At 61.7% G+C, this 19442-nt stretch carries 16 protein-coding genes; 12 read left to right on the top strand and 4 right to left on the bottom strand.

What is annotated here, in order from left to right:
• Positions 1–3 precede the first annotated feature (3 nt).
• Together IPK17_RS37285 and IPK17_RS37280 are read right to left on the bottom strand one after the other, a co-directional pair.
• Positions 4–1188, bottom strand: a complete 1185-nt coding sequence (locus IPK17_RS37285) for an ATP-binding protein (RefSeq protein WP_343422821.1) — start codon at positions 1186–1188, stop codon at positions 4–6.
• 24 nt (positions 1189–1212) lie between these two features.
• Positions 1213–2481: a PAS domain-containing sensor histidine kinase gene (locus tag IPK17_RS37280; protein WP_343422820.1), complete on the bottom strand. Its 1269-nt coding sequence runs from the start codon at positions 2479–2481 to the stop codon at positions 1213–1215.
• Positions 2482–2693: 212 nt separating this feature from the next.
• Between IPK17_RS37280 and IPK17_RS37275 the strand changes: the two genes are divergently transcribed.
• The 6 genes from IPK17_RS37275 to IPK17_RS37250 all read left to right on the top strand — a co-directional run bounded on the left by IPK17_RS37275 (position 2694) and on the right by IPK17_RS37250 (position 6953).
• The gene (locus tag IPK17_RS37275; RefSeq protein ID WP_343422819.1) at positions 2694–3167 is read left to right on the top strand and encodes a GNAT family N-acetyltransferase; all 474 of its coding nucleotides are present in this window, start codon (positions 2694–2696) and stop codon (positions 3165–3167) included.
• Entirely contained in the window at positions 3164–4102 is a 939-nt protein-coding gene (locus tag IPK17_RS37270) for an ROK family protein (RefSeq protein ID WP_343422818.1), read from the top strand. Before IPK17_RS37275 ends, IPK17_RS37270 begins: the two co-directional genes overlap by 4 nt.
• Positions 4103–4165: 63 nt before the next feature.
• Positions 4166–4537 (top strand): helix-turn-helix domain-containing protein, encoded by a 372-nt coding sequence (locus IPK17_RS37265; RefSeq protein WP_343422817.1) that lies wholly within the window; start codon positions 4166–4168, stop codon positions 4535–4537.
• Positions 4534–4929 (top strand): VOC family protein, encoded by a 396-nt coding sequence (locus IPK17_RS37260; RefSeq protein WP_343422816.1) that lies wholly within the window; start codon positions 4534–4536, stop codon positions 4927–4929. The genes IPK17_RS37265 and IPK17_RS37260 overlap by 4 nt, the downstream gene beginning before the upstream one ends.
• Positions 4930–5159: 230 nt before the next feature.
• Positions 5160–5882: a TetR/AcrR family transcriptional regulator gene (locus tag IPK17_RS37255; RefSeq protein ID WP_343422815.1), complete on the top strand. Its 723-nt coding sequence runs from the start codon at positions 5160–5162 to the stop codon at positions 5880–5882.
• 123 nt (positions 5883–6005) lie between these two features.
• Positions 6006–6953: an NAD-dependent epimerase/dehydratase family protein gene (locus IPK17_RS37250; protein WP_343422814.1), complete on the top strand. Its 948-nt coding sequence runs from the start codon at positions 6006–6008 to the stop codon at positions 6951–6953.
• Between the two features lie 430 nt (positions 6954–7383).
• Here IPK17_RS37250 and IPK17_RS37245 read toward each other — a convergent pair whose 3' ends face one another.
• The gene (locus IPK17_RS37245) at positions 7384–11769 is read right to left on the bottom strand and encodes a serine/threonine-protein kinase (protein WP_343422813.1); all 4386 of its coding nucleotides are present in this window, start codon (positions 11767–11769) and stop codon (positions 7384–7386) included.
• A gap of 259 nt (positions 11770–12028) precedes the next feature.
• Here IPK17_RS37245 and dtd point away from each other — a divergent pair, with 259 nt between their 5' ends.
• The 5 genes from dtd (at position 12029) to IPK17_RS37220 (ending at position 17169) form a co-directional block, all read left to right on the top strand.
• Entirely contained in the window at positions 12029–12481 is a 453-nt protein-coding gene (dtd, locus tag IPK17_RS37240) for a D-aminoacyl-tRNA deacylase (RefSeq protein ID WP_343422812.1), read from the top strand.
• A 97-nt stretch (positions 12482–12578) separates the two neighbouring features.
• The gene (locus tag IPK17_RS37235; RefSeq protein WP_343422811.1) at positions 12579–13382 is read left to right on the top strand and encodes a HEAT repeat domain-containing protein; all 804 of its coding nucleotides are present in this window, start codon (positions 12579–12581) and stop codon (positions 13380–13382) included.
• A 420-nt stretch (positions 13383–13802) separates the two neighbouring features.
• Positions 13803–15179 (top strand): PQQ-dependent sugar dehydrogenase, encoded by a 1377-nt coding sequence (locus tag IPK17_RS37230; protein ID WP_343422810.1) that lies wholly within the window; start codon positions 13803–13805, stop codon positions 15177–15179.
• Positions 15180–15270: 91 nt separating this feature from the next.
• Positions 15271–15780, top strand: a complete 510-nt coding sequence (locus tag IPK17_RS37225; RefSeq protein WP_343422809.1) for a pyridoxamine 5'-phosphate oxidase family protein — start codon at positions 15271–15273, stop codon at positions 15778–15780.
• Between the two features lie 417 nt (positions 15781–16197).
• Positions 16198–17169 (top strand): aldo/keto reductase, encoded by a 972-nt coding sequence (locus tag IPK17_RS37220; RefSeq protein ID WP_343422808.1) that lies wholly within the window; start codon positions 16198–16200, stop codon positions 17167–17169.
• Between the two features lie 279 nt (positions 17170–17448).
• Here IPK17_RS37220 and IPK17_RS37215 read toward each other — a convergent pair whose 3' ends face one another.
• Positions 17449–18267, bottom strand: a complete 819-nt coding sequence (locus IPK17_RS37215; RefSeq protein WP_343422807.1) for a metallophosphoesterase family protein — start codon at positions 18265–18267, stop codon at positions 17449–17451.
• 101 nt (positions 18268–18368) lie between these two features.
• Here IPK17_RS37215 and IPK17_RS37210 point away from each other — a divergent pair, with 101 nt between their 5' ends.
• Positions 18369–19436 carry a hypothetical protein gene (locus IPK17_RS37210; protein ID WP_343422806.1) on the top strand — a complete coding sequence of 356 codons (1068 nt, stop codon included), beginning with the start codon at positions 18369–18371 and terminating at the stop codon, positions 19434–19436.
• Positions 19437–19442: the final 6 nt, after the last annotated feature.

The raw sequence follows: 19442 nt of genomic DNA, 5'->3' as shown, positions 1-19442 counted from the left end.
TGGTCAGGTGAGCGGCAGCGTGAAATAGAAACGACTGCCCTGGCCGCTTTCGCTTTCGACGGCGATGTGCCCGTTGTGTAGATCCACGATGCGGCGACAGATCGACAAGCCGAGGCCGGTGCTGCCTTCGTCGCCCGTTGGCTTGGTCGAAACGCGCTGAAATTCCCCAAACACCATGTCGATCTCGTTGGCGCGGATGCCCTGCCCCTGATCGATCACGGCGAATTCGACCGCGTCGGGGCGCGTCCGCACCTGCACGGTGACGGTCGTGCCGCCGTGCGAGAACTTGAAGGCATTGCTCAGCAGGTTGTTGAGCACTTGTTCGATGCGGCGCGGGTCAAAGGTGATAGGCGGCAAATCTGGCGCGACATCGGTCACGAGTTGGATGCCCTTTTGCTCGCCAATGCGATAGCTGAGCTTGCAGATGCGCTCGATGAATGGCGCAATCGCCACGGTCTCGGGGCGCAGCGTGAGCTTGCCCGCCTCAATCGCCGTGATATCGAGCAGGTCGTCGAGCAGCACCAGCATCTGCTGAATCGTCTCACGGATGATGACGATGAACTCTTTGAAGTCTTCCGGGCGGGCGGAGGGGTGCGTGAGCAGGTCGGTGAAGCCTTGCAGCACGGTCAGCGGGGTGCGCAGGTCATGCGCCGCCATGCCGAGGAAGCTGTCTTTTTGCTGATTGAGCGTCAACAAGCGCCCGTTCATCTCTTCGAGTTCGGCGGTGCGCTCGGCGACGCGCTGTTCGAGCCGCGTGTTGGACTCCTGCAGTTCTTCGAGCAGCTTGCGGTTCTGCACGATCAGGTGATAGCGCTCGAAGGCCTCGCGGACAATCGTATCCAGTTCGACCGGATCCCACGGCTTGGCGATGTAGCGGAAAATATTGCCATCATTGATCGCGCTGATCACCGCCTGAATGTCGGCATACCCCGTGAGCAGCAGACGAATCGCGTCCGGGTACTCGTTCTTGATCTTGCCGAAGAATTCGGCGCCATTCATGCCCGGCATGCGCTGATCGGAGATGATGACCTGAATCGGGTTCTCGGTCATCAACCGGTAGCCCTGCTCGGCGCTCGGGGCGGTGTAAACATCATATTCCCGGCGGAACTGGCGGTAGAGCGCTTTGAGAATCTCTTCTTCGTCGTCGATGATCAGCAGTTGGCCGCGTTCCGGCAGTGGTTGGGTCACACTCAACATCCTTTAGCAGATAAATTACGCTTCGACATCTTTGGGCAGGCGCAGCGTGAACGTCGTGCCCAGCCCCGGGGTTGATTCCGCGCTGATCGTCCCTTTATGGCGGTCAACGACGATTTTGTAGGCGATAGTCAGCCCCAGCCCGGTGCCCGAACCGACGGGTTTGGTCGTGAAGAACGGCTCGAACAAATGCGCCATAACTTCTGGCGGCATGCCTACCCCGGTATCGCTGAATTTAAGCACAATGTGCTCCGGCTCGTCTTCCCCGCTGATCGTCAGCTTGCCGCGCCCCTGAATGGCCTGCGCCGCGTTGACGATCAGGTTGAGGAACACCTGATTCAGCTCCGCCGGGTAGCACTTGATGGCGGGCAGATGGTCGAGGTGCGTCTCAACGTCGATGCGGTTTTGCAGCTCCAGCCGCGCGATCAACAGCGTGCTCTCGATGTTTTCGGCCAGATTGACCACCTTGAGTTCGGCCTCGTCAAGGCGGCTGAAAGTCCGCAGCGCTTCGACAATGCGGCGGACGCGCCCCAGCCCCTCCATCGACGCGGTGAGCAGATCGCCTGTGTCATCCTGCAAAAAGTCGAGATCGCCGTCTTTGCGAATGACTTCCGCCGCGGCCAGCATCTCCGGCAGGGAGGCGGCGCGGATGAGCGTTTCGAGCTTGCCATACGCGCTGAACAGGTCATCGAGCGAACGGCGCAGGCTGTGCAGGTTGCTGTTGACGAACGAGATCGGATTGTTGATCTCGTGCGCGACACCCGCCACCATCTGACCGAGCGCGTTCATCTTCTCGGAATGCACAAGCATGGCTTGCGTGGAGCGTAGTGCGCGCAGCGTGGTTTCCAGCTCGGTGGTGCGCTGCACCAACTGCTCTTCGGCGGTTTTGCGCGTGGTGATATTGGTCTGAATGCCGACGAAATGCGTCAGATTGCCGGCGGAGTCGAAGATGGGCGAGGTGAACAGCTCGTTCCAGAACAGGCTGCCATCTTTCTTGTAGTTGCGTAACGTGATCGTGCAGTTTTCGCCCTGCCGGAGCGCGGCGCGCAGGGTATAGAGCCCCGGTTGGTCACGGTCGTCGCGCTGCAGAAAGCGGCAGTTGCGCCCGACCACCTCGGGTACGGGGTAGCCCGTGATGGCTTCGAACGCTTCGTTGACGTAAATCAGGGGCATCTCGGAATCGAGCGCGTCGGCAATCGTGATGCCGCAGCTTGATGACGCCATCGCCCGATCATGTAAGCGCAGTTCTTCCTGTATCCGCTGGATATTGTCAGAAAGTGTACTCATCTGATCCTGAAGGTAATCTTGGGCAATCTATGTGGGGACGAACTCCCGACTATAAGCATACCGCGAAATGCTGCTTGATACAAACTCTGTAATGGTTGATGCTGGATGGCGGTGTCACCGGATGTTGGCGCGCCGTTGATGCGGTTGATTGCTCAAACCCCACCTTCGCGCTAGAGTCAGCGGCTTAACAATTGGATACAGGATGAACTTGCATGACAGACTTACTGGTCAGGCTGTATGCGCTGCCCGATGCCAGCCCGGATCTCGCGCGGGTGCGTGAACACAATGTTGATATTCGCCGGGGGATTGCCCCGGAAAAGCACATCGTCACCCAGTGGGTTGGCGCGACCTTTGGACCGCATTGGGCCAGCGAAACGGACGTCGCCTTCAACCGCAGCCCGGTCTCGTGCTGGTTGGCGACCTTCGAGAATCGGCTGGTCGGGTTCGCGTGCTGGGATGCCTCGTACAAAGCCTATTTTGGCCCGACGGGCGTTGACGAAGCGCAGCGCGGCAAGGGCATTGGCAAGGCGCTGCTGCTCGTGTGCCTGCATGATATGTATGCGGCGGGCTACGCCTATGCGATCATCGGCGCGGCTGGCCCGATTGACTGGTACAAACAGACCGTGGGCGCGATTGAAATTCCCGATTCAACGCCGAGTATTTATCGAGGAATGCTGCGCAAATGAGTCAGGACATTGTCATCGGCGTGGATTTGGGTGGGACGAAAATTGCCTTTGCGGCGGTGGATCGGCAGGGGCAGGTGCTGGCCGACTACACGCTGCCGACGCTGGCGCAGGAAGGCGCGGATGCGGTCATCGACCGGATTGTGCAGGGCATTGAGGCGACCTCCGGTTTCGTCAGCGGGCATGTTGTCGGCGTGGGCATCGGCTCCCCCGGCGCGATTGATGTCGAGTACGGCGTCATCCTCAACGCCGTGAACCTCAACTGGACGGATGTGCCGCTGGCGGCGGGGGTGCGCGCTGGCCTCAAATTTGATATCCCGGTACAGGTGCAAAACGATGTCAATGTCGCCGCGCTCGGCGAATACCTGTTCGGGGCGGCGCAGGGTGTCAGCGATTTTGTGTATCTCGCCGTGGGCACAGGGCTCGGCGGCGGTGCGATGTCCGGCGGCAAGCTGATCAGCGGCGCGCAGGGCATGGCGATGGAAGTCGGGCATATCTCGATTGATCCGAATGGGCGGGTGTGCGGCTGCGGCACACGCGGCTGTGCGGAAATGTACATCTCCGGCAAAGGCGTGCTGGAAGGCGCGCGCGAACATCTGGCTGCATTCCCGGAGAGTCCCCTGCACCGCTCCTCACTCTCAACGGCGGCGGTTGTGGCCGCCGATAAGCTTGGCGATCCGCTGGCGCGGCTGGTGGTTGCTGAGGCGGGCGATGCGCTCGGCACGGTCATGGCGTGGTCGGTAGCGATGTTCAATCCGGCGTTGATTCTGATCGGCGGGGGTATGGGCAAAGTGCTCGGCGACCGCCTGCTGACGCGGGCGCGCACGACGCTGGCCACGCGCGTGTATCCACCCATGCTCGAAAAGCTCAGATTCGGCTGGTCACAAATCGAAGTGACGGCGGTAGGCGCGGCGGCGCTCGCGTGGCTGAACCGGTGATCGCCCGCGAACTTGATACATTTGGACTACTGAACGCCCGTTCTACAGCAGTAAGATGACGCTATGGTAAACGTCTACCACGAACAAATCCGCGCCGTCGAACGCTATATCCACGAGCATCTTGACGAGGCGCTGAGCCGTGAAGTCCTGGCGGAAGTCGCGGGCTTTTCGATCCCGCATTTTCACCGCGTTTTTCAGGGCTGCACCGGCGAAAGCGCCCCGGCTTATGTTCGGCGCGTGCGGATGGAACGCGCGGGGCGCAAGCTGCGCATGGGCGCGGTAGACATCACCGAAGTGGCGTTGGCGGCGGGCTACGACTCGCACGCGGCCTTTGCCAAAGCTTTCAAAAAGCACTTCGGGATCAGTCCGGGGGAGTTTCGCGAACTCGGCTGTGCCAAAGCGACCGAACTGTTGAGGAGAGGGAAATCCACATGAGAATTACAGTGACGAGTCTGCCCGTTGTCGATCAGGACAAGGCGCTCAAGTTCTACACCGAGGTACTCGGCTTCATCAAGAAGCGCGATATCCCGTTAGGCGAGGCGAAGTGGCTGACGGTCGTGTCACCGGATGCGCCGGACGGCGTCGAACTGCTGCTGGAGCCGAACGGGGAGTACCCCGCGATGAAGGCGCTCAAGGAAGACCTGGTGCGAGATGGCATCCCCTTCACGACCTTTGAGGTGGACGACGTCTACGCGGAGTACGAGCGCCTCAAGCGTTTGGGCGTGCAGTTCTCGATTGAGCCGACGAACATGGGCATGACGATTGTCGCCGTGTTCGACGATACCTGCGGGAATTTGATCCAGATGCATCAGGTGACCTCCGCGTAAATCCCCGGCGCTGCTGACCCCACCCCGACCCCACGCCTCCGAATTCAGGGAGGGGAGACAGCATCGTTTGCCACCCCAAGTTGGTCTTCGTAGGGACGCGCTACTGCGCGTCCGCCGCTGTTGCTGTCCCTGCTAATCCTGATTTCAAACACCTGCGAAAATTGCTGCTTGACAATCAAAGTAAACGCCGTAAACTTAAAGTATACAGTGTTTACTAAGGGTGTAAGCGGATGGCGCGAATCAAAGTTGACTCGGACGACGACGGCAAGCGCGTCGCGATCGTCAACCGCATCAAAGAGGTGGCGCGATCGCAAATGCGTGAGGTGGGCAGTGCGTCGATCTCCCTGCGGGCGATTGCGCGCGAGTTAGATATCACCGCTCCGGCGCTCTACCGCTACTACCCCGACCGCGACGCGCTGATCACCGACCTGATCGTCGACGCGTTCAACGCGCTGGCCGATGCCGTCGAAGCCGCCGATCAAGCGCAGCCGCCAGACCACTACGCTGAGCGCATGTACGCGGCGATCCACGCCTACCGGATGTGGGCGGTCGAGCACCCGACCGACTTCCTACTGATCTACGGCACACCGATCCCCGGTTATGTCGCGCCACGCGACCAGACGGTGCCCGCTGTGCAGCGCACATTTGTGCCGTTCGTCCGCATTCTGTTCGAAGCGGATCAGGCAGGCGTGCTGACCGTTCCCACAGAGGACGAAGTCGACGATCCGGCGATGCGCGCGCACTTCGAGGCGTTGGTGCATACCGAGGGCGTGCCGCTCTCCTACCGGCACATGAGTATCGCCATTGATGTGTGGCATCGTCTGTACGGCCTGATCATGCTGCACATTTTGGCGCACAGTCCGGCGACCGTCGGCGATGTCGAGGCGTACTACCGCCTCAAGCTGCGGCATATGCTCAAGGACATGAACCTGCTGCCGGAGAATTTCGAGTAATTTGACCCCTGCCCGGAATTGGGGCAGCGAGCACCAGAACTAACAACCAATCCATTCGTTCACGAATTCCCTCGGATGCACCGGGGGTCTCTTAAGTGCGCCTGAGCGCAGGGAGCAACTCACATGGCAACCTCTGATCTGCACGTCATTTTTGGAACTGGCCCGGTTGGGCAAGCGACCGCTCATGAACTCGTCACGGCGGGCGAGCGCGTCCGCGTCATCAATCGCAGCGGCAAGGCGCAGGTCCCGGCGGGGGTGGAAGTCTGCGCGGGCGATGCCGCCGATCCGCTGCAGGCGCGGCAGTTGGCCGAGGGCGCGAGCGTGGTCTATTTCTGCGTCAATCCGCCCTATCACCAGTGGGCGGAGAAATTCCCGCCCATGCACACGGCGATCCTCAAGGCGGCGACCGCTGTCCGCGCCAAGTTCGTCGCCATGGAGAATGTCTACGCTTACGGGGACGTGGATCGACCGCTGACCGAAGACCTGCCGTACCACGCGCACACCAAAAAGGGACAGGTGCGCGCGAAGATGTCGCAGGAGTTGATGGCAGCGCACGAACGCGGCGCTGTGCGCGCGGTCATCGCTCGCGCCTCGGATTTTTACGGCGCGGGTGTGCGCGACTCCGGGCTGGGCGAGCGCGTGTTCGAGCCGCTGCTGGCGGGCAAGGCGGCGCAGATCGCAGGGGATCCCGATGCGCCGCACACCTACACGTACATGGAAGATATCGGTAAGGCGCTGGCGCTGCTCGGTCGGGATGAGCGGGCGGTCGGGGAGATTTGGCATGTGCCTAACGCGCCCGCGCTCAGCACCCGCCAGATCATCGAATTGGCCGCGCAGATCGCGGGAGTGCCGCCCAAGTTCAGCGCGATGGGCAAGCTGATGCTGCGCATCGGCGGGCTGTTCATCCCTCCGGCCCGCGAAATGATCGAGATGATGTATGAATTCGAGAAGCCGTTCATCGTGGACAGCAGCAAGTTCACGCGCACGTTCGGCGTCGAGGCGACGCCGTATCGGGACGGTCTCACCAAGACAATTGAGTGGTACAAGGCGCACACGACCGTCGCTAAGTAGATCAGGTGGAGGCGCTACAAGGTAGGTACCTCATGCTGCCCCATCGAACATAGGTTTTTTCGTCGAGAACCTGTAGGGACGAGGCATGAGGGTGTTTAAAAAGCATCCCTAAAGCCTTCCGTTAGCGGACGCAATGAATGCGTCCCTACGAAGACGTATTCGGCTTGGCAAGCGCTGCTGGCTCCCCTCCCCGAATTCGGGGAGGGGCCGGGGGTGGGGTCGGACTCTGACCTTTTTCAACACCCTCATGCCTCGTCCTGCTTTCTCCTTTGGATTAGGCAAGAGATCGGTTACCTGTGTAAGCAAAAGAGGTGCTTTACGGCATGTGGTGATCGTAGGAGCACACGAGGACGAGGCATGCCTCGTCCCTACAATTACGAATCCACCCCTGACAGGGGGCGGGTCAGAGAGATGTTATCCCTAACTGGGGCTATCTTAGCGTAATGCTCCAACTGCGCAGATAAATGACCACGCCGCCTTCTTTGACGTACACGGCGGGGATCACGTTGTCGTCGGCCAGCGGAATCGGTTCGCCGATCTGCTCGTTGTTGACGTACAGCGCCACCATATCACCATCACGTTCGAGGCGGATGCGGGCGGTGTTGCCGTTCAGGCCGCGCTGCGCGTTGACGTTCACCTGATTGCCGACCCGCCGTGCGATGTTGTAGACCTCATCCTGCACGAGGTTCAACTGCACGCCGACCGCGCGTGCGGCATCGTCGGCGGGCATGAGCACCACGCCGAAATACACGTCATCGTCCAGCACCAGCGGCGGATTCCACGTCGCCAGTTCGATGGTCACCTGCACGCTGCTGATGCGCGCGGCGGGGTTCCCACCATAGCGAATGTCGAGGAATTCGGCGGGGAGCGCCAGCGTGTAGACTTCATTGTTCGACGGCGATCCCGTTCCCATGCGATAGTACGTGCCATCCTGCCCCAACGTGAACAATTCCGGGCTGCCGAGTTCGGCGGCGATGGGCAGCACGTCCTGTTCGCCTTGCAAGCCCTGCGGGGGCAGCGTCGGCGTTGGGGTAGCGGTGCGCGTCGGCGTGTTCGTCGGCAGGGGCGTATTGGTCGCGGTGAGCGTGAAAGTCGCCGTGAAGGTGCTGCTCGCGGTGAACGTCGGCGTGATCGACGGCGTGCGCGAGGGCAGTGCGGTTTCGCTGCCGCGCGGCGCAATCGTGTTGACGACCTGCGGGCGCGTTTCGGTTGGCGGCGCGTTGGCGGTCTGCGAATTCGCCAGCGCCGCGCGTTGAGTCTCCGTCTCACCCATGAACCGCGCCTCTAATCCAGTCAGCGCCTCACAAGTACTGGTTAAATCAAATGGGTTGATGGCGACCTGCGTTCCCTGTGTTGGCGTGAACGTCGCCGTGATCCCCCCGCCGCCATTCGCCGCGACGATGATCGCCAGCACTACCAGCAGCCCGACGCCCAAGCCGATGATCAGGCCAGCACGGCCCCGGCGGCGCGGTCGCGGTTCGTCGTCCTCCTCGTCGGGGACGGTTGCCGTCGACCGTGGGGTGCGCGGGGCGCGAGGTGGGCGACTCTGCGCGTCTTCATCGGGCACGGTGATATCGGCTTCTTCGGCGATGCGCGGCGTCGGTTCATTGGTCGGCGGCGCGGGGAATTCCGGCGCTTCTTCGGTCACGCTGTACCAGTGACGATACAGCGGATAGGCCGGGTGGCGGTCGATGAACAACGCGCGGAATTGATCGTTGAAGCGGGAAAGCTTGGCCGAACGGCGCGATGCCGGATCGGTATAGACCGACAGGAACGATTCGTAAGTCTCCGCCCACGTGCGCAGCGTCGCCGCGTAGGACGCGCCGAGCAGCCGTGACGTGTTTTCCACCATTTGCTGATGCGCGTGCCGGATGAAATCGACCGGCTCATCGGGGCGGCGTTCGATGGTGCTCACCATTTTGCGGGCGGCGGCATGCAAATCCGCCGCGCCCTGCAGCAGTTCCATCAAAAAGGCGCGGTAGGTGGTCAGGGTGATGCCCGCGGTCGTCTCGATTTCGTCCACGGCGCGGATGGCATTTTCCAGTTTGATCCCCGCGGCGCGGAACTCGCCATCTGACCAGTCACGGGCGGCGGCTTCCAGCTCACGCAGGCTGTAAACCGCGGGCGCAATCGACTTCGCCTGCGGATTTTCTTCCAGCGCGCGGCGTGACGCTTCCAGACCGGGCAGCGCGTACGGGCTGCTGATGCTGTTGAGCAGTTCGGCGGCGGCGATCAGATCGCGGCGGCGGTCGAGCATGTCTTCAAGTGCTTTGGTAGCCGGATGGCGCGCGCCGAATTCGCCGAGCGCCTTGACGGCGGCATCGCGCCAGAAGCGCGCATCGTCGAGGTGATCTTCGTAGGCTTCCAGCACGCCGAACAGGGTGTAATTGGCGAACAGCACACGGTTGGCGGCGGTGTTCTGGCGCGCGAACACTTCGACCAAGCCCTTGGTCATCGCCTTGATGAACGTCTCTTTGGTCGGCATTTGCGCGGAGAAGTTGTCGCGCGCGCCGATCTCATCCGGCGTGTACAGCAGTTCGACTTTGGTGAGAATCGTCTGAGTGGCTTTGAGGCTGGCGACGCCGCTGCGTTCCAGCCAGTCGCGCAGCAGTTCAGAGAGATCACGCAGGCGGCGGGCGGCGAATCGTTCGGCGTCGCTGCGCGCGGATTCATAAGCGGTGATGCCGAGGCGTTCGGCTTCCGGCAAACGCCCGCGGTCAAAGTTCTCCCAGCCATCCGCCAGCGCCCGACCGAGCGCGCCGTAAAGCGCGTTCCGCTCGATGTAGCTGGCGTTGTTGATGATGGCGCGCAGTTGGTTGAGCCAACCCGCGAGCGCCGGACTGACCGTGCTGATCGATTCAGTGGCCTGCTGGAGCGCCATCGTCGCAGCGGAGCGGTTGCCTTGAATGACCGCGTCGGCGTAAGCCTGCCACGACTGCCCCGCCAGTCGCAAGCCGACCACCATGCCGACGAGCGTCTCGTCAAACAGGCGCTCGACGTACGGTTCCAACTGGGCTTCGGTCTGCTTGAGCCAGTTTTCGAGATCGGAGGCGTCGGCGCTGGGGATGTACTGCTGGAACACGCCGAGCAGTTCGTACAGCCCGCCGAGCATGCCGCGCACCGCGTCCCATGAGCGATTGCTTGGGTCGATGGCGCGCGCGGAATCCAAGGCGCTGAGGGCGTCGCGCGGTGATCCGGTCGCCTGCTTGCCGATCACATGCATGTAGTCGGCCAGCGCCATGCTGGCATTGAGCGCGCGCGTCAGCGCGGAGAGCGGCAGGCGGGTATTCGGCAGCGCGTGATCTTCGCGCACGCTTTCCAGAAACACGCCGAGGCGGTTGATCTGGTCGACGACGGCACTGTAGCCGTCGCGCAGGCGGATCAGGCTGGCGTCGTTCGGGTCGGAGATGCGGTCGAGCTGGCGGTATAACTCGGTCAGGAAGCTGCGCGGTTCGGCGACCGGAATACCTTCACTCGCCAGTTGACCGAGTGCAATTTCCAGACGATACAGGTTGGGGCGCAGGAGCAGGATATCGGGCAGATGGGCGGAGATGCGTTCGGCCAATTGCAATTGCAGATTGCGCAGCGTGTCGTTCGCCTGATTTTCGGTGAGCAGACGGTAGGCAGCGCGGTCGATATGCCCCTCGAACAGCAGCGTAATCGCGTCGAGCACGCTGTGCGGCGTGGGGCGCAGATTGGCCTCTTGCGCCAGCTTCGCCCAGTCGAGCAGCAGCGCGATCTGCCGGGCGTTCTCGTTGCGGGCGCGCGGCGCGAGTTCTTCGAGCACGCTGATCGCCCGCGCCCAACTGCCGCTTTCGAGATAGATGCGCGCCGCGTCGAGGTCGGCGTCGATTTCGAGATCGCTCAGGCGGTTGAGGATTTCCTCGCGCGCCGTCCGCGCGGGCGGATAGCCCGGATCAATGGCGAAGATGTTGTCGAGCATCTTCAGCGAGCCGTTGAGCTCGTCTTTGCTCAGGTCGCGGCGCAGACGTTCGTTGACGCGCCCGAGCGTGCTGTTGCGTTCGCGTTCCAGCGGGGAACGATAATCGGCGAGGTCTTTGCGCAGTTCGGCAATGGAGCCGTAGCGCAGGCGCGGACTTGGGTGCGCGGCGCGGCTGATGATGGCCGCCAAGCGCGAATGGATGTGCTCGGCGTCGTGCCCAAAGTTCACGCGGAACTCGGCGCCCGCGTCACGTGGCGATTCCAACCGTCCGCCGCCCGTCAGGATGAAGTAGAGGAGTTCGCCGACCTGAAACACATCGGTCTGGCGGCTGATGCCCTGCGCGGTCACGTCGTCGCCTTCGAGGAAGACGGCGTTCCCCCAGTCGATCACTTTAAGGCGGTAAGCGTCGCGATCCCAGAACAGGTGCTTGGCATCCACATCGTTGTAGACGATGTCATGCGCGTGCGCGGTGAACAGCAGGTCGAGCAGGCTGTCGATGATGACGAGCATTTCCAGTTCGGGCAGGCGTTCACCGCGCCCGGCCAGTTCCAGCACGTGATCGGCCACGATCACGCCTTGAGCGCGCTCCATCACAATGTATTGGTGGGCCATACCGCCAATCGTGAACTGCCCGCTGCCGAGCAGTGCAGTCACCACCGCATGCCCGGCCAGGCGGGTGAGCGCCTTGCGTTCGTTGAGGATGCTCACTTCCTGCCCAAAGCGAATCGGCGGCGCGTCCTGCGGCGCGGGCCGCTTGATCACGACCGGGCGCTCGCCATCCTGCGTGTCAACCGCGCGGAGCGTCTCCCCGGAGCGGCCGCGCGGGTAAATGTAGTCATATCGGTAACGGTTATCGAAAAGGCTTCCAGCCATCAACTTTTTACTCTCCACTTCGATCACCATTGTACGTCACCGCTGTCACCCCGCAAAGTCGATATTCGTGATCCCTGTGAATTGGTTGCCAGTACCCATTTTTTCCCCGTGCGGTTGACAGTCAGCGCGCCGGAAGCGTAAGATCAGACCGCAAAACTCACACCCAAGACCGTGACTGTGTAGGGACGCCCAACGGGTCCGCAGCTCCCCATGGTGACGACAGACGCGTTGCGCGCTACGAGTAGGAGGATATCAATCCATGCGCGTCGTATTGCAGCGGGTTTCGCAGGGCAGCGTCACGGTGGACGGGCAGATCGTCGGCGCGGTGGACAACGGCTATGTAGCGCTGGTCGGCGTGACGCACGGCGACACCCGCGCCGAAGCCGAACTGCTCGCCAAAAAGACGGCGCATCTGCGTGTCTTCGAAGACGCGCAGGGTAAAATGAACCTCTCCGCGCTGGAGACAAACGGCGGCGTGCTGGTGATCTCGCAGTTCACGCTCTACGCCGATGCCCGCCGCGGTCGCCGCCCCGGTTTCACCGATGCCGCGCCGCCGGATATTGCCTCCCCGCTGGTCGACTACTTCGCGGAACGGCTGCGCGCGGAAGGCATCACGCGGGTAGAACAGGGGGTGTTCGGCGCAATGATGCAGGTCGAAATTCATAACAGCGGCCCGACGACCATTCTGCTCGATTCCGAAGATTTCAAGTAGAATTCTGATAGAGTGTTACTGGACTTCTAATATGGGAGTCGTATACTGTTAACGTTCCCCAGAATCTCTCAAATGCCAGTGAAGTGGAGTTGTGACCATGTACGAACAATGGATCGTTGATGTCCGCCATACCGACCCCGCGGTGCGCTACGAAGCCGCGCAAAAGCTCGGTGCGTCCAGTGATGGGCGGGCCGCTGATCCGTTGATCGGACTGCTGGCCGACACCAATGCGAAGGTGCAGTACGCCGCGTTCTCCGGCTTGATCAAGCTGCGCGCGGAACAGGCGGCACTGCCGATGGTCAACATGCTGACCGCGGATTTCAACAGCCGCGTGTGGGATCTGCTCAAACTGAATATTGGCCTGCGCCTGCGCATGGGCCTGCTTGAACTGGTGCAGTTCGGCGATCAGGCGGTGGTCGACCGCGTGCTGCACGCGATCGATACGCAGACGATGGACGAAGCGCAGCATGCCTACCTGATTCGGCTGCTCGGCAAGGCGGGCGCGACTGATCGTGTCCACATGCTGATTGATTTGCTCGGCGGATCCAGTGAAGCCCTGCAAACCGCGTCGGCGGAGGCGCTCGGCTGGCTGAAGGACGCCCGCGCCATTGAGCCGCTGATCGGCCTGACGGGCGATTATCGGGATACGCTGCGCGAAGTCGCTGTCGAAGCCCTCGGTCGCATTGGCGATGTGTCCGCGTTCGACGCCATGCTCGCCGCGCTGAACGACCCCAACGAATGGGTACGGCGCGCCGCGATTGTCGGGCTGGCTGAACTGGGCGACCGCCGCGCCGTCGAACCGCTGGCGGATCGGCTGCAGGATGAGAGCACGCTCGTGCAGGATGCCGCTTTCGAGGCCATCCAGAAGTTCAGCTACGGCACGTATAACACGCTGATGTAATCGCGACCCCACCTGTATTTCCAAACGCCTGTGTATAATCGCAGGCGTTTTTGATTCCTGTACCGCGAAACATGTAGGGGTGAGGCAAGCGGGTGATAAAGAGGTCAGATTCTGACCCCACCCCCGGCCCCTCCCCGAATTCAGGGGGAGCCAACAGCGCTCGCCGAACCAATTTCGTTTTCGTAGGGACGCGATTTATCGCGTCCGCATGGGTGGTTGGGCTCTAGGGATTGCTTTTCAATACCCGCTTCCCTACACAATCACGTATTTTCTGAAGGTGGCGATAGCTAGAAGGCTGTCTGTATGATCGGACGCGCAAAGGCGTGTCGCTAGATTGATTGGCTGTTTAGGAGAGCGTATTTGTTCTCAAAATTCTTTGCGTGTCTGCGTCTTTGCGTCTTTGCGTTGAGTTTTTGGCTGATGGCCGCCTGCGCTCCGGCGACCGAGTCGACCTTCCGCGCCACGCCGATTGTGCAAGCGAGCAGCGCGCCGATCTACACGGAGACGCCGACGCTCGTCCCGACCGCGACGCTGACGCCGTCGCCCACGCTGACGATCACGCCAACCCCAACGGCGACCGCTACGTTGACGGCGACGATTACGCCGTCGCCGACCCTAACGCCGACCCATACGCCGGTGCCGACGCAGCCGCTGTGGACGCTCACACCCGCCGCGCCGTTCGGCGCGCCCGCGGCGATCCCGCTGGCCGAGGCGGCGCTCGCCAATATCACGGGTTGGTCGTGCGATGATTTCCCCTGCGCCGATGATTTCGCTGGGTGGTCGCGACGCCTGCAAGTGCCGACAGGCTTTCAGGTGGAGGCGGTTGGACGCTTCCCCGGCCAGCCGCTCCAAATCACTTACGGGCCGGACGGTCGCCTGTACGCCACGGTGCTCGAAAATGGCACGCGGAACGGCGCGGTTTACGTCATGAACGCGGACGGTTCTACCGAACGCCATGCCGGCGATTTTGTGTCGCCCTATGGCCTCGCCTTCCAACCGGGGACAGATGTACTCTACGTCAGCGCGCGGCTGACGCTGGATGCGGGCGGCGGCGTATGGCGCGTTGACCCGGACGGCGCGGTCACGCCCGTGATTACCGATTTGCCGTGCTGCTACCAGATGATCGACAACCAGCCCAACGGTCTGACCTTCGGCGCGGACGGCTATCTGTATCTTGGCGTTGGTGCGTTGAGCGACCATGCGGAAAACCGCACGCGCTCCGCCGAAGGCGTGATCAATATGCAGCCGTTCGAGGCGGCGGTGCTGCGCATTCAGCCGCACACGGGCGAATACAGCGTCTATGCGCAGGGCATCCGCAACCCGGTCGATGTGGCGCTGGCGAGCGCTGGGACGTTGTACGCGGCGGACAGCGGCCTGATCACGGGTGGGGGCAATCGCGTACTGCGGTTGGCAGCGGACGCGCATTTCGGCTTCCCGTACTGGCTGGATTATGGCTGCACCGAGTGCTGGATCAAGCCCGCGATCATCGTCACCCAGCCCGATCTCGTCCGCCTGCCGAATATGAGCCTGCCGCGCGGTGTGGCGGTCAACACCGGGAACGCTTACCCGGTCAATCTGTTCGATCACCTGTTTGTCGCGCTGTGGAATGGCGTGGAGGGTGGGCAGCGCGTCGTTCACATCGACCCGCGCGCGGCTGAGTCACCGGAGTATGTACCGTCCGCTTTCGTGACCGGGCTGATTCGTCCATCCGATGTCACGTTCGATCCGGCGGGCAACCTGATTGTGGTCGATTACGTGTACGGCTCGGTGTGGCGCGTGGTCTACACCGGGCCGTAATGCATGAATGTTTGATGATATATCGTTGCCTTGGTCCATCACTTTATTATAAACTTAATTTCGTAAACTAGGTGATGAGGTATTGGTAGCGATGGAAAATAAAAACGGTCACAGCGATGTCGAGAAGTTCCGCGAACTGATCAAGGACATCAAAATCGCCATGCTCACCACGGTCGACGAGAACAATGGATCGCTGCGCAGCCGCCCGATGGGCACGCAGTTGGAAGATTTCGACGGGCACTACCTGTGGTTTTTCACCTACGGTCGGTCGCCCAAGGTGCAGGACGTGCAGCAGGATCGGCAGGTAAATGTCAGCTACGCTGACCCCGGCAGCAACCGTTTTGTTTCGGTCTCCGGGCGCGCGCTGCTCGTGCGTGACCGCCAGACGATGGAGAAATACTGGGACACGATCTATAAGGCATGGTTCCCCGACGGCCTCGACACGCCGGATATCGCGCTGCTGCAAGTCGCCGTCGACAAAGCGGAATACTGGGATGCGCCGTCGAACAAGTTCGTGACGCTGGTCGGTTTCCTCAAGGCGGTGGTCACGGGACAGCAGTACGAAGGCGGCGAGAACGAGAAGATCAACTTCAAGTCGTAGCGAACTTCAGTTGACCTCACCCCGTTTCGCTGCGCTCAACTGCCCCTCTCCATGAGGCGAGGGGCAAAGGCAAATCGGCTCATGTCCCTCTCCCCACGGAGAGGGACGGCTTGCGCAGCAGGCAGGGTGAGGTTAGAAAGCAAAACCGGGCGATCACGTGATCGCCCGGTCGTGTGTGTGGAAGTGGGTGGAATCGCACCACCGTCTGCCATATGCCTTGGTGCGCCCGGTTTTCGCGTCTAGTCAAGCGCCTTCTCGCTACGTCGCCGGACAGCATACCGCATCGAAACTCTTCACTCCCAATAGATGCAATTTTACTACAGATGCGTCAGAATTGTGTCTGAAATCGAATGCACAGTTTACTATTGCGCCTTTGCAGCTAGCAGCAGGGTGTTTCATACAAGGAGCCATTTCAACATGGAATATACACAACTCGGTCGTACTGGCCTTAAGGTGAGTCGTCTGTGCCTCGGCACAATGAATTTTGGTCCGGAGACCACTGAAGCCGATTCGTACGTGATTATGGACGAAGCGCTCGAACAGGGCATCAACTTCTTCGATACCGCCGATGTCTACGGTTGGAAGAAGGGCGAAGGCGTCACCGAAAATATCATCGGGCGCTGGTGGGCGCAGGGCGGCGGTCGCCGCGACAAAGTCGTGATCGCGACCAAGGTCTATGGCGATATGGGCGACTGGCCGAACGAGCGCCGTTTGTCCGCGCTGCACATCCGCAAGGCGTGCGAAGCCAGCCTCAAGCGCATGCAGACCGATTACATCGACCTGTATCAGATGCACCACATTGACCGCCTCTCGCCGTGGGATGAGATCTGGCAGGCGATGGAAGTGCTCGTGCAGCAGGGTAAGGTGCTGTATGTGGGCAGCAGCAATTTCGCGGGCTGGCACATTGCGCAGGCCAACGAAGCGGCCAAAGCCCGCCACTTCTACGGCCTCGTCAGCGAACAGAGCCTCTACAACCTCAACGCCCGCACGATTGAACTGGAAGTCATCCCGGCGTGCCAGCACTACGGCCTCGGCCTGATTCCGTGGAGCCCGCTGGCGGGTGGTTTGCTCGGCGGCGTGCTGGAAAAGCAGGCGGCGGGGCGGCGTGCCAGTGAACGCATGCAGAAGGAAATCGAGAAGCATCACGCGAAGATCGAAAAATACGAGGCGTTCTGCAAGGAACTTGGCGAAAAGCCCGCCGATGTAGGGATCGCCTGGCTGCTGCATCAGCCCGCCGTCACCGCGCCGATCATCGGGCCGCGCACGTCCAGTCAGCTTGAGGACAGCCTGCACGCCATGACGATCAAGCTGTCGCCGGAACAGCTCAAGACGCTCGACGAAATCTTCCCCGGCCCCGGCGGTACGGCTCCTGAAGCCTACGCGTGGTAAAGCGGTAACTTCATCCGGTTTCGCTCCGCTCAGCCATCTCTCCCCACGGTTGAGCGGTCGATACCTGAATTTCACGATGCATTTGTAGGGGCGAGGCTTGAAGTCATTTCAGAATCGGCAGTTTGTCTAACCTCACCCCTAAATCCCCTCTCCCAAGGGCGAGGGGACTTAAAAACTTGCCTGTCTCCCCTCTCCTCTAGGAGAGGGGTTGGGGTGAGGTTCAGCATCTTCACCAATTGTGAAATACGCTCTTGCCTCACCCGCCAGCAAGATGAGGCGCTACCCCTCGATATCAATTTCCACGACATAGGTGTGCGTGCGGATGAAGGTCTGCGTGCGCGTGACCGTCACCACATTGAAACCGGGCAGCGCCGTGCGATCCTCAATGGTGCGATCCTGCCCCGGCATGGTCTGAATCTGATACCAACTACTCAAACCGCTCGTGTAGACGATGCCGTCGCGATAGGTCTGCGTCGCCTGATGCACATGCCCGTGAAACACGCCGCGTAAGCGGGACCGGGCGGGCAGCAGCGCGCGGTGCAAGTCGGCTCCGTTCTCCAGCGCCATGAACTCGTCCCACCACGGCACGCCGATGGGCAGCACATTGTGATGCGTCGCCACCACCAGCGGGCGCGGATCATGTGCCTGCGCGATAGCTTCCAGCCGCTGTAATTGCTCCGCCGTCACCTCGCCAATGACCTCTTTGCTTGTGTGCTGGCTGTCGAGACACACGATTTGCACGCCGTTGACCTCGAATTCCTGATCGAAGCGGGGCTGCTGTGGTTCGCGCCCGAGCAGCACGCGCTGCAAGGCCACTTTGTCGTCGTGGTTGCCGTTCAGGTAGGTGATCGGCAGCGTGAGCTCGGCGAAGATGTCGCGCGCCGCAGCATAAGCCGTCGGGTCGGGGTCGTAGCACACATCACCGGTATGCAGTACAAAATCTGCCTTGAAGGGCAGGGCGTTCAACCGCTTGACCAGCGCCTTCGCGCCGAACAGCGGCGTGTGACTGCCACCCGCGGCGTTATAGCGCGGGTCGGGGCTGATATGGGTATCGGTGATGTGAATGAACGTCAGCAAAACATCATTCGCTTCGGGCATACAATCGCTCCACACAAGTGAGTTATCCGGTCAATCCGGTGGGTGGGGTAGGACAAAGGTGTTCCGTTGAGTATAGCGGATTCGCGTTTATAATCACGCGCATGATGCGTAAACTTGTCTTGACCTGCCTGATTCTGCTGCTGGCCGCCTGCCAGTCGACGCCCGCGCCCGGTCTGCCGACCGTGGTGGTGCTGCCGACGCTCACCGCGCTCCCCACCGACACGGAGGCGCCACCCACGCTGGAAGTCGCGGTGCTGCCTACGGCCACCGATACCCTTGCGCCGACCGTACCGCCGACGGTGGCGGAACCGACGATACCGCCAACGGCGACGGCGACGCCGTCCCCCACATGGACACCGCAGCCGTCGCTGACGAGCACGGACACGCCGACGGTCACACGCACCCCCAGCCTGACGATCACCAACACGAACACCGTGCCGCCCACCACGACCTTCACACCGACCATGCCGCTTTCTGGCATGGGTTCGCTGGGCGAACTGGCCGCGCGGACGACGATTCTCCCGCCGGATCAGCTCTACAATGCGCCGACGCTGACCGCCTTTCACATCGCCGAGCAGACGCAGATCGCCGGACGCAATGTGATCGTGGCTCTCCCTCCAGATTTCGGCACGCCTGCCGCGGTCGGTGTCCCCACAACCAGCGCGGCGACTCCGGTGATCTGCATGATTCCGCCGCCTGCCACGTTGAGCGGCGTGCTCGCCGTCGATCCGGTGCTGCAAAGTCAGATCGGCTGCCCGTTGAGCATCGCCGCCACCCAGAGCAGCGGCGCGTCACAGTTGTTTGAGCGCGGGTTGATGGTCTACCTCGCGGGCACACCGGGGCAAATCTACAGTTTGGCGAATGACGGGACGTTCCGCGTGTTCACCGATACGTGGACATCAGGTGTTGATCCGGACAGCCTCGGCGAAGTGCCGCCCGCGGGCTTACTTGAACCCGTGCGCGGCTTTGGCAAAGTGTGGCGCACCAATCTCGACGTGCGCGCCGCCCTTGGTTGGGCGGTCGTGCCGGAAGCGGGCGATACCGTGTCGATCCTCGCGTTTGAGCATGGGCGCGCGATCTATCTGCCGGGGCGCGCGCAGACTGTGCTGCTGGTCGACGACTTCGGCGGCCTGACCGGACGCTGGCGCGCGTTTGGCGGGGGCTTCTGAACCCTC

The sequence above is a fragment of the Candidatus Flexifilum breve genome (assembly GCF_016713355.1).
This window is presented reverse-complemented; position numbering and strand designations above follow the sequence as displayed.

Excerpts from the sequence above, each read along its gene's own strand:
- IPK17_RS37270 (WP_343422818.1), top strand. The coding sequence starts at position 3,164 with ATGAGTCAGGACATTGTCATCGGCGTGGATTTGGGTGGGACGAAAATT.
- IPK17_RS37265 (WP_343422817.1), top strand. The coding sequence starts at position 4,166 with ATGGTAAACGTCTACCACGAACAAATCCGCGCCGTCGAACGCTATATC.
- IPK17_RS37215 (WP_343422807.1), bottom strand. The coding sequence starts at position 18,267 with ATGCCCGAAGCGAATGATGTTTTGCTGACGTTCATTCACATCACCGAT.
- IPK17_RS37250 (WP_343422814.1), top strand. The coding sequence starts at position 6,006 with ATGGCAACCTCTGATCTGCACGTCATTTTTGGAACTGGCCCGGTTGGG.
- IPK17_RS37225 (WP_343422809.1), top strand. The coding sequence starts at position 15,271 with ATGGAAAATAAAAACGGTCACAGCGATGTCGAGAAGTTCCGCGAACTG.
- IPK17_RS37235 (WP_343422811.1), top strand. The coding sequence starts at position 12,579 with ATGTACGAACAATGGATCGTTGATGTCCGCCATACCGACCCCGCGGTG.
- IPK17_RS37255 (WP_343422815.1), top strand. The coding sequence starts at position 5,160 with ATGGCGCGAATCAAAGTTGACTCGGACGACGACGGCAAGCGCGTCGCG.
- IPK17_RS37260 (WP_343422816.1), top strand. The coding sequence starts at position 4,534 with ATGAGAATTACAGTGACGAGTCTGCCCGTTGTCGATCAGGACAAGGCG.
- IPK17_RS37275 (WP_343422819.1), top strand. The coding sequence starts at position 2,694 with ATGACAGACTTACTGGTCAGGCTGTATGCGCTGCCCGATGCCAGCCCG.
- IPK17_RS37220 (WP_343422808.1), top strand. The coding sequence starts at position 16,198 with ATGGAATATACACAACTCGGTCGTACTGGCCTTAAGGTGAGTCGTCTG.
- IPK17_RS37245 (WP_343422813.1), bottom strand. The coding sequence starts at position 11,769 with ATGGCTGGAAGCCTTTTCGATAACCGTTACCGATATGACTACATTTAC.
- IPK17_RS37210 (WP_343422806.1), top strand. The coding sequence starts at position 18,369 with ATGATGCGTAAACTTGTCTTGACCTGCCTGATTCTGCTGCTGGCCGCC.
- IPK17_RS37230 (WP_343422810.1), top strand. The coding sequence starts at position 13,803 with ATGGCCGCCTGCGCTCCGGCGACCGAGTCGACCTTCCGCGCCACGCCG.
- IPK17_RS37280 (WP_343422820.1), bottom strand. The coding sequence starts at position 2,481 with ATGAGTACACTTTCTGACAATATCCAGCGGATACAGGAAGAACTGCGC.
- dtd (WP_343422812.1), top strand. The coding sequence starts at position 12,029 with ATGCGCGTCGTATTGCAGCGGGTTTCGCAGGGCAGCGTCACGGTGGAC.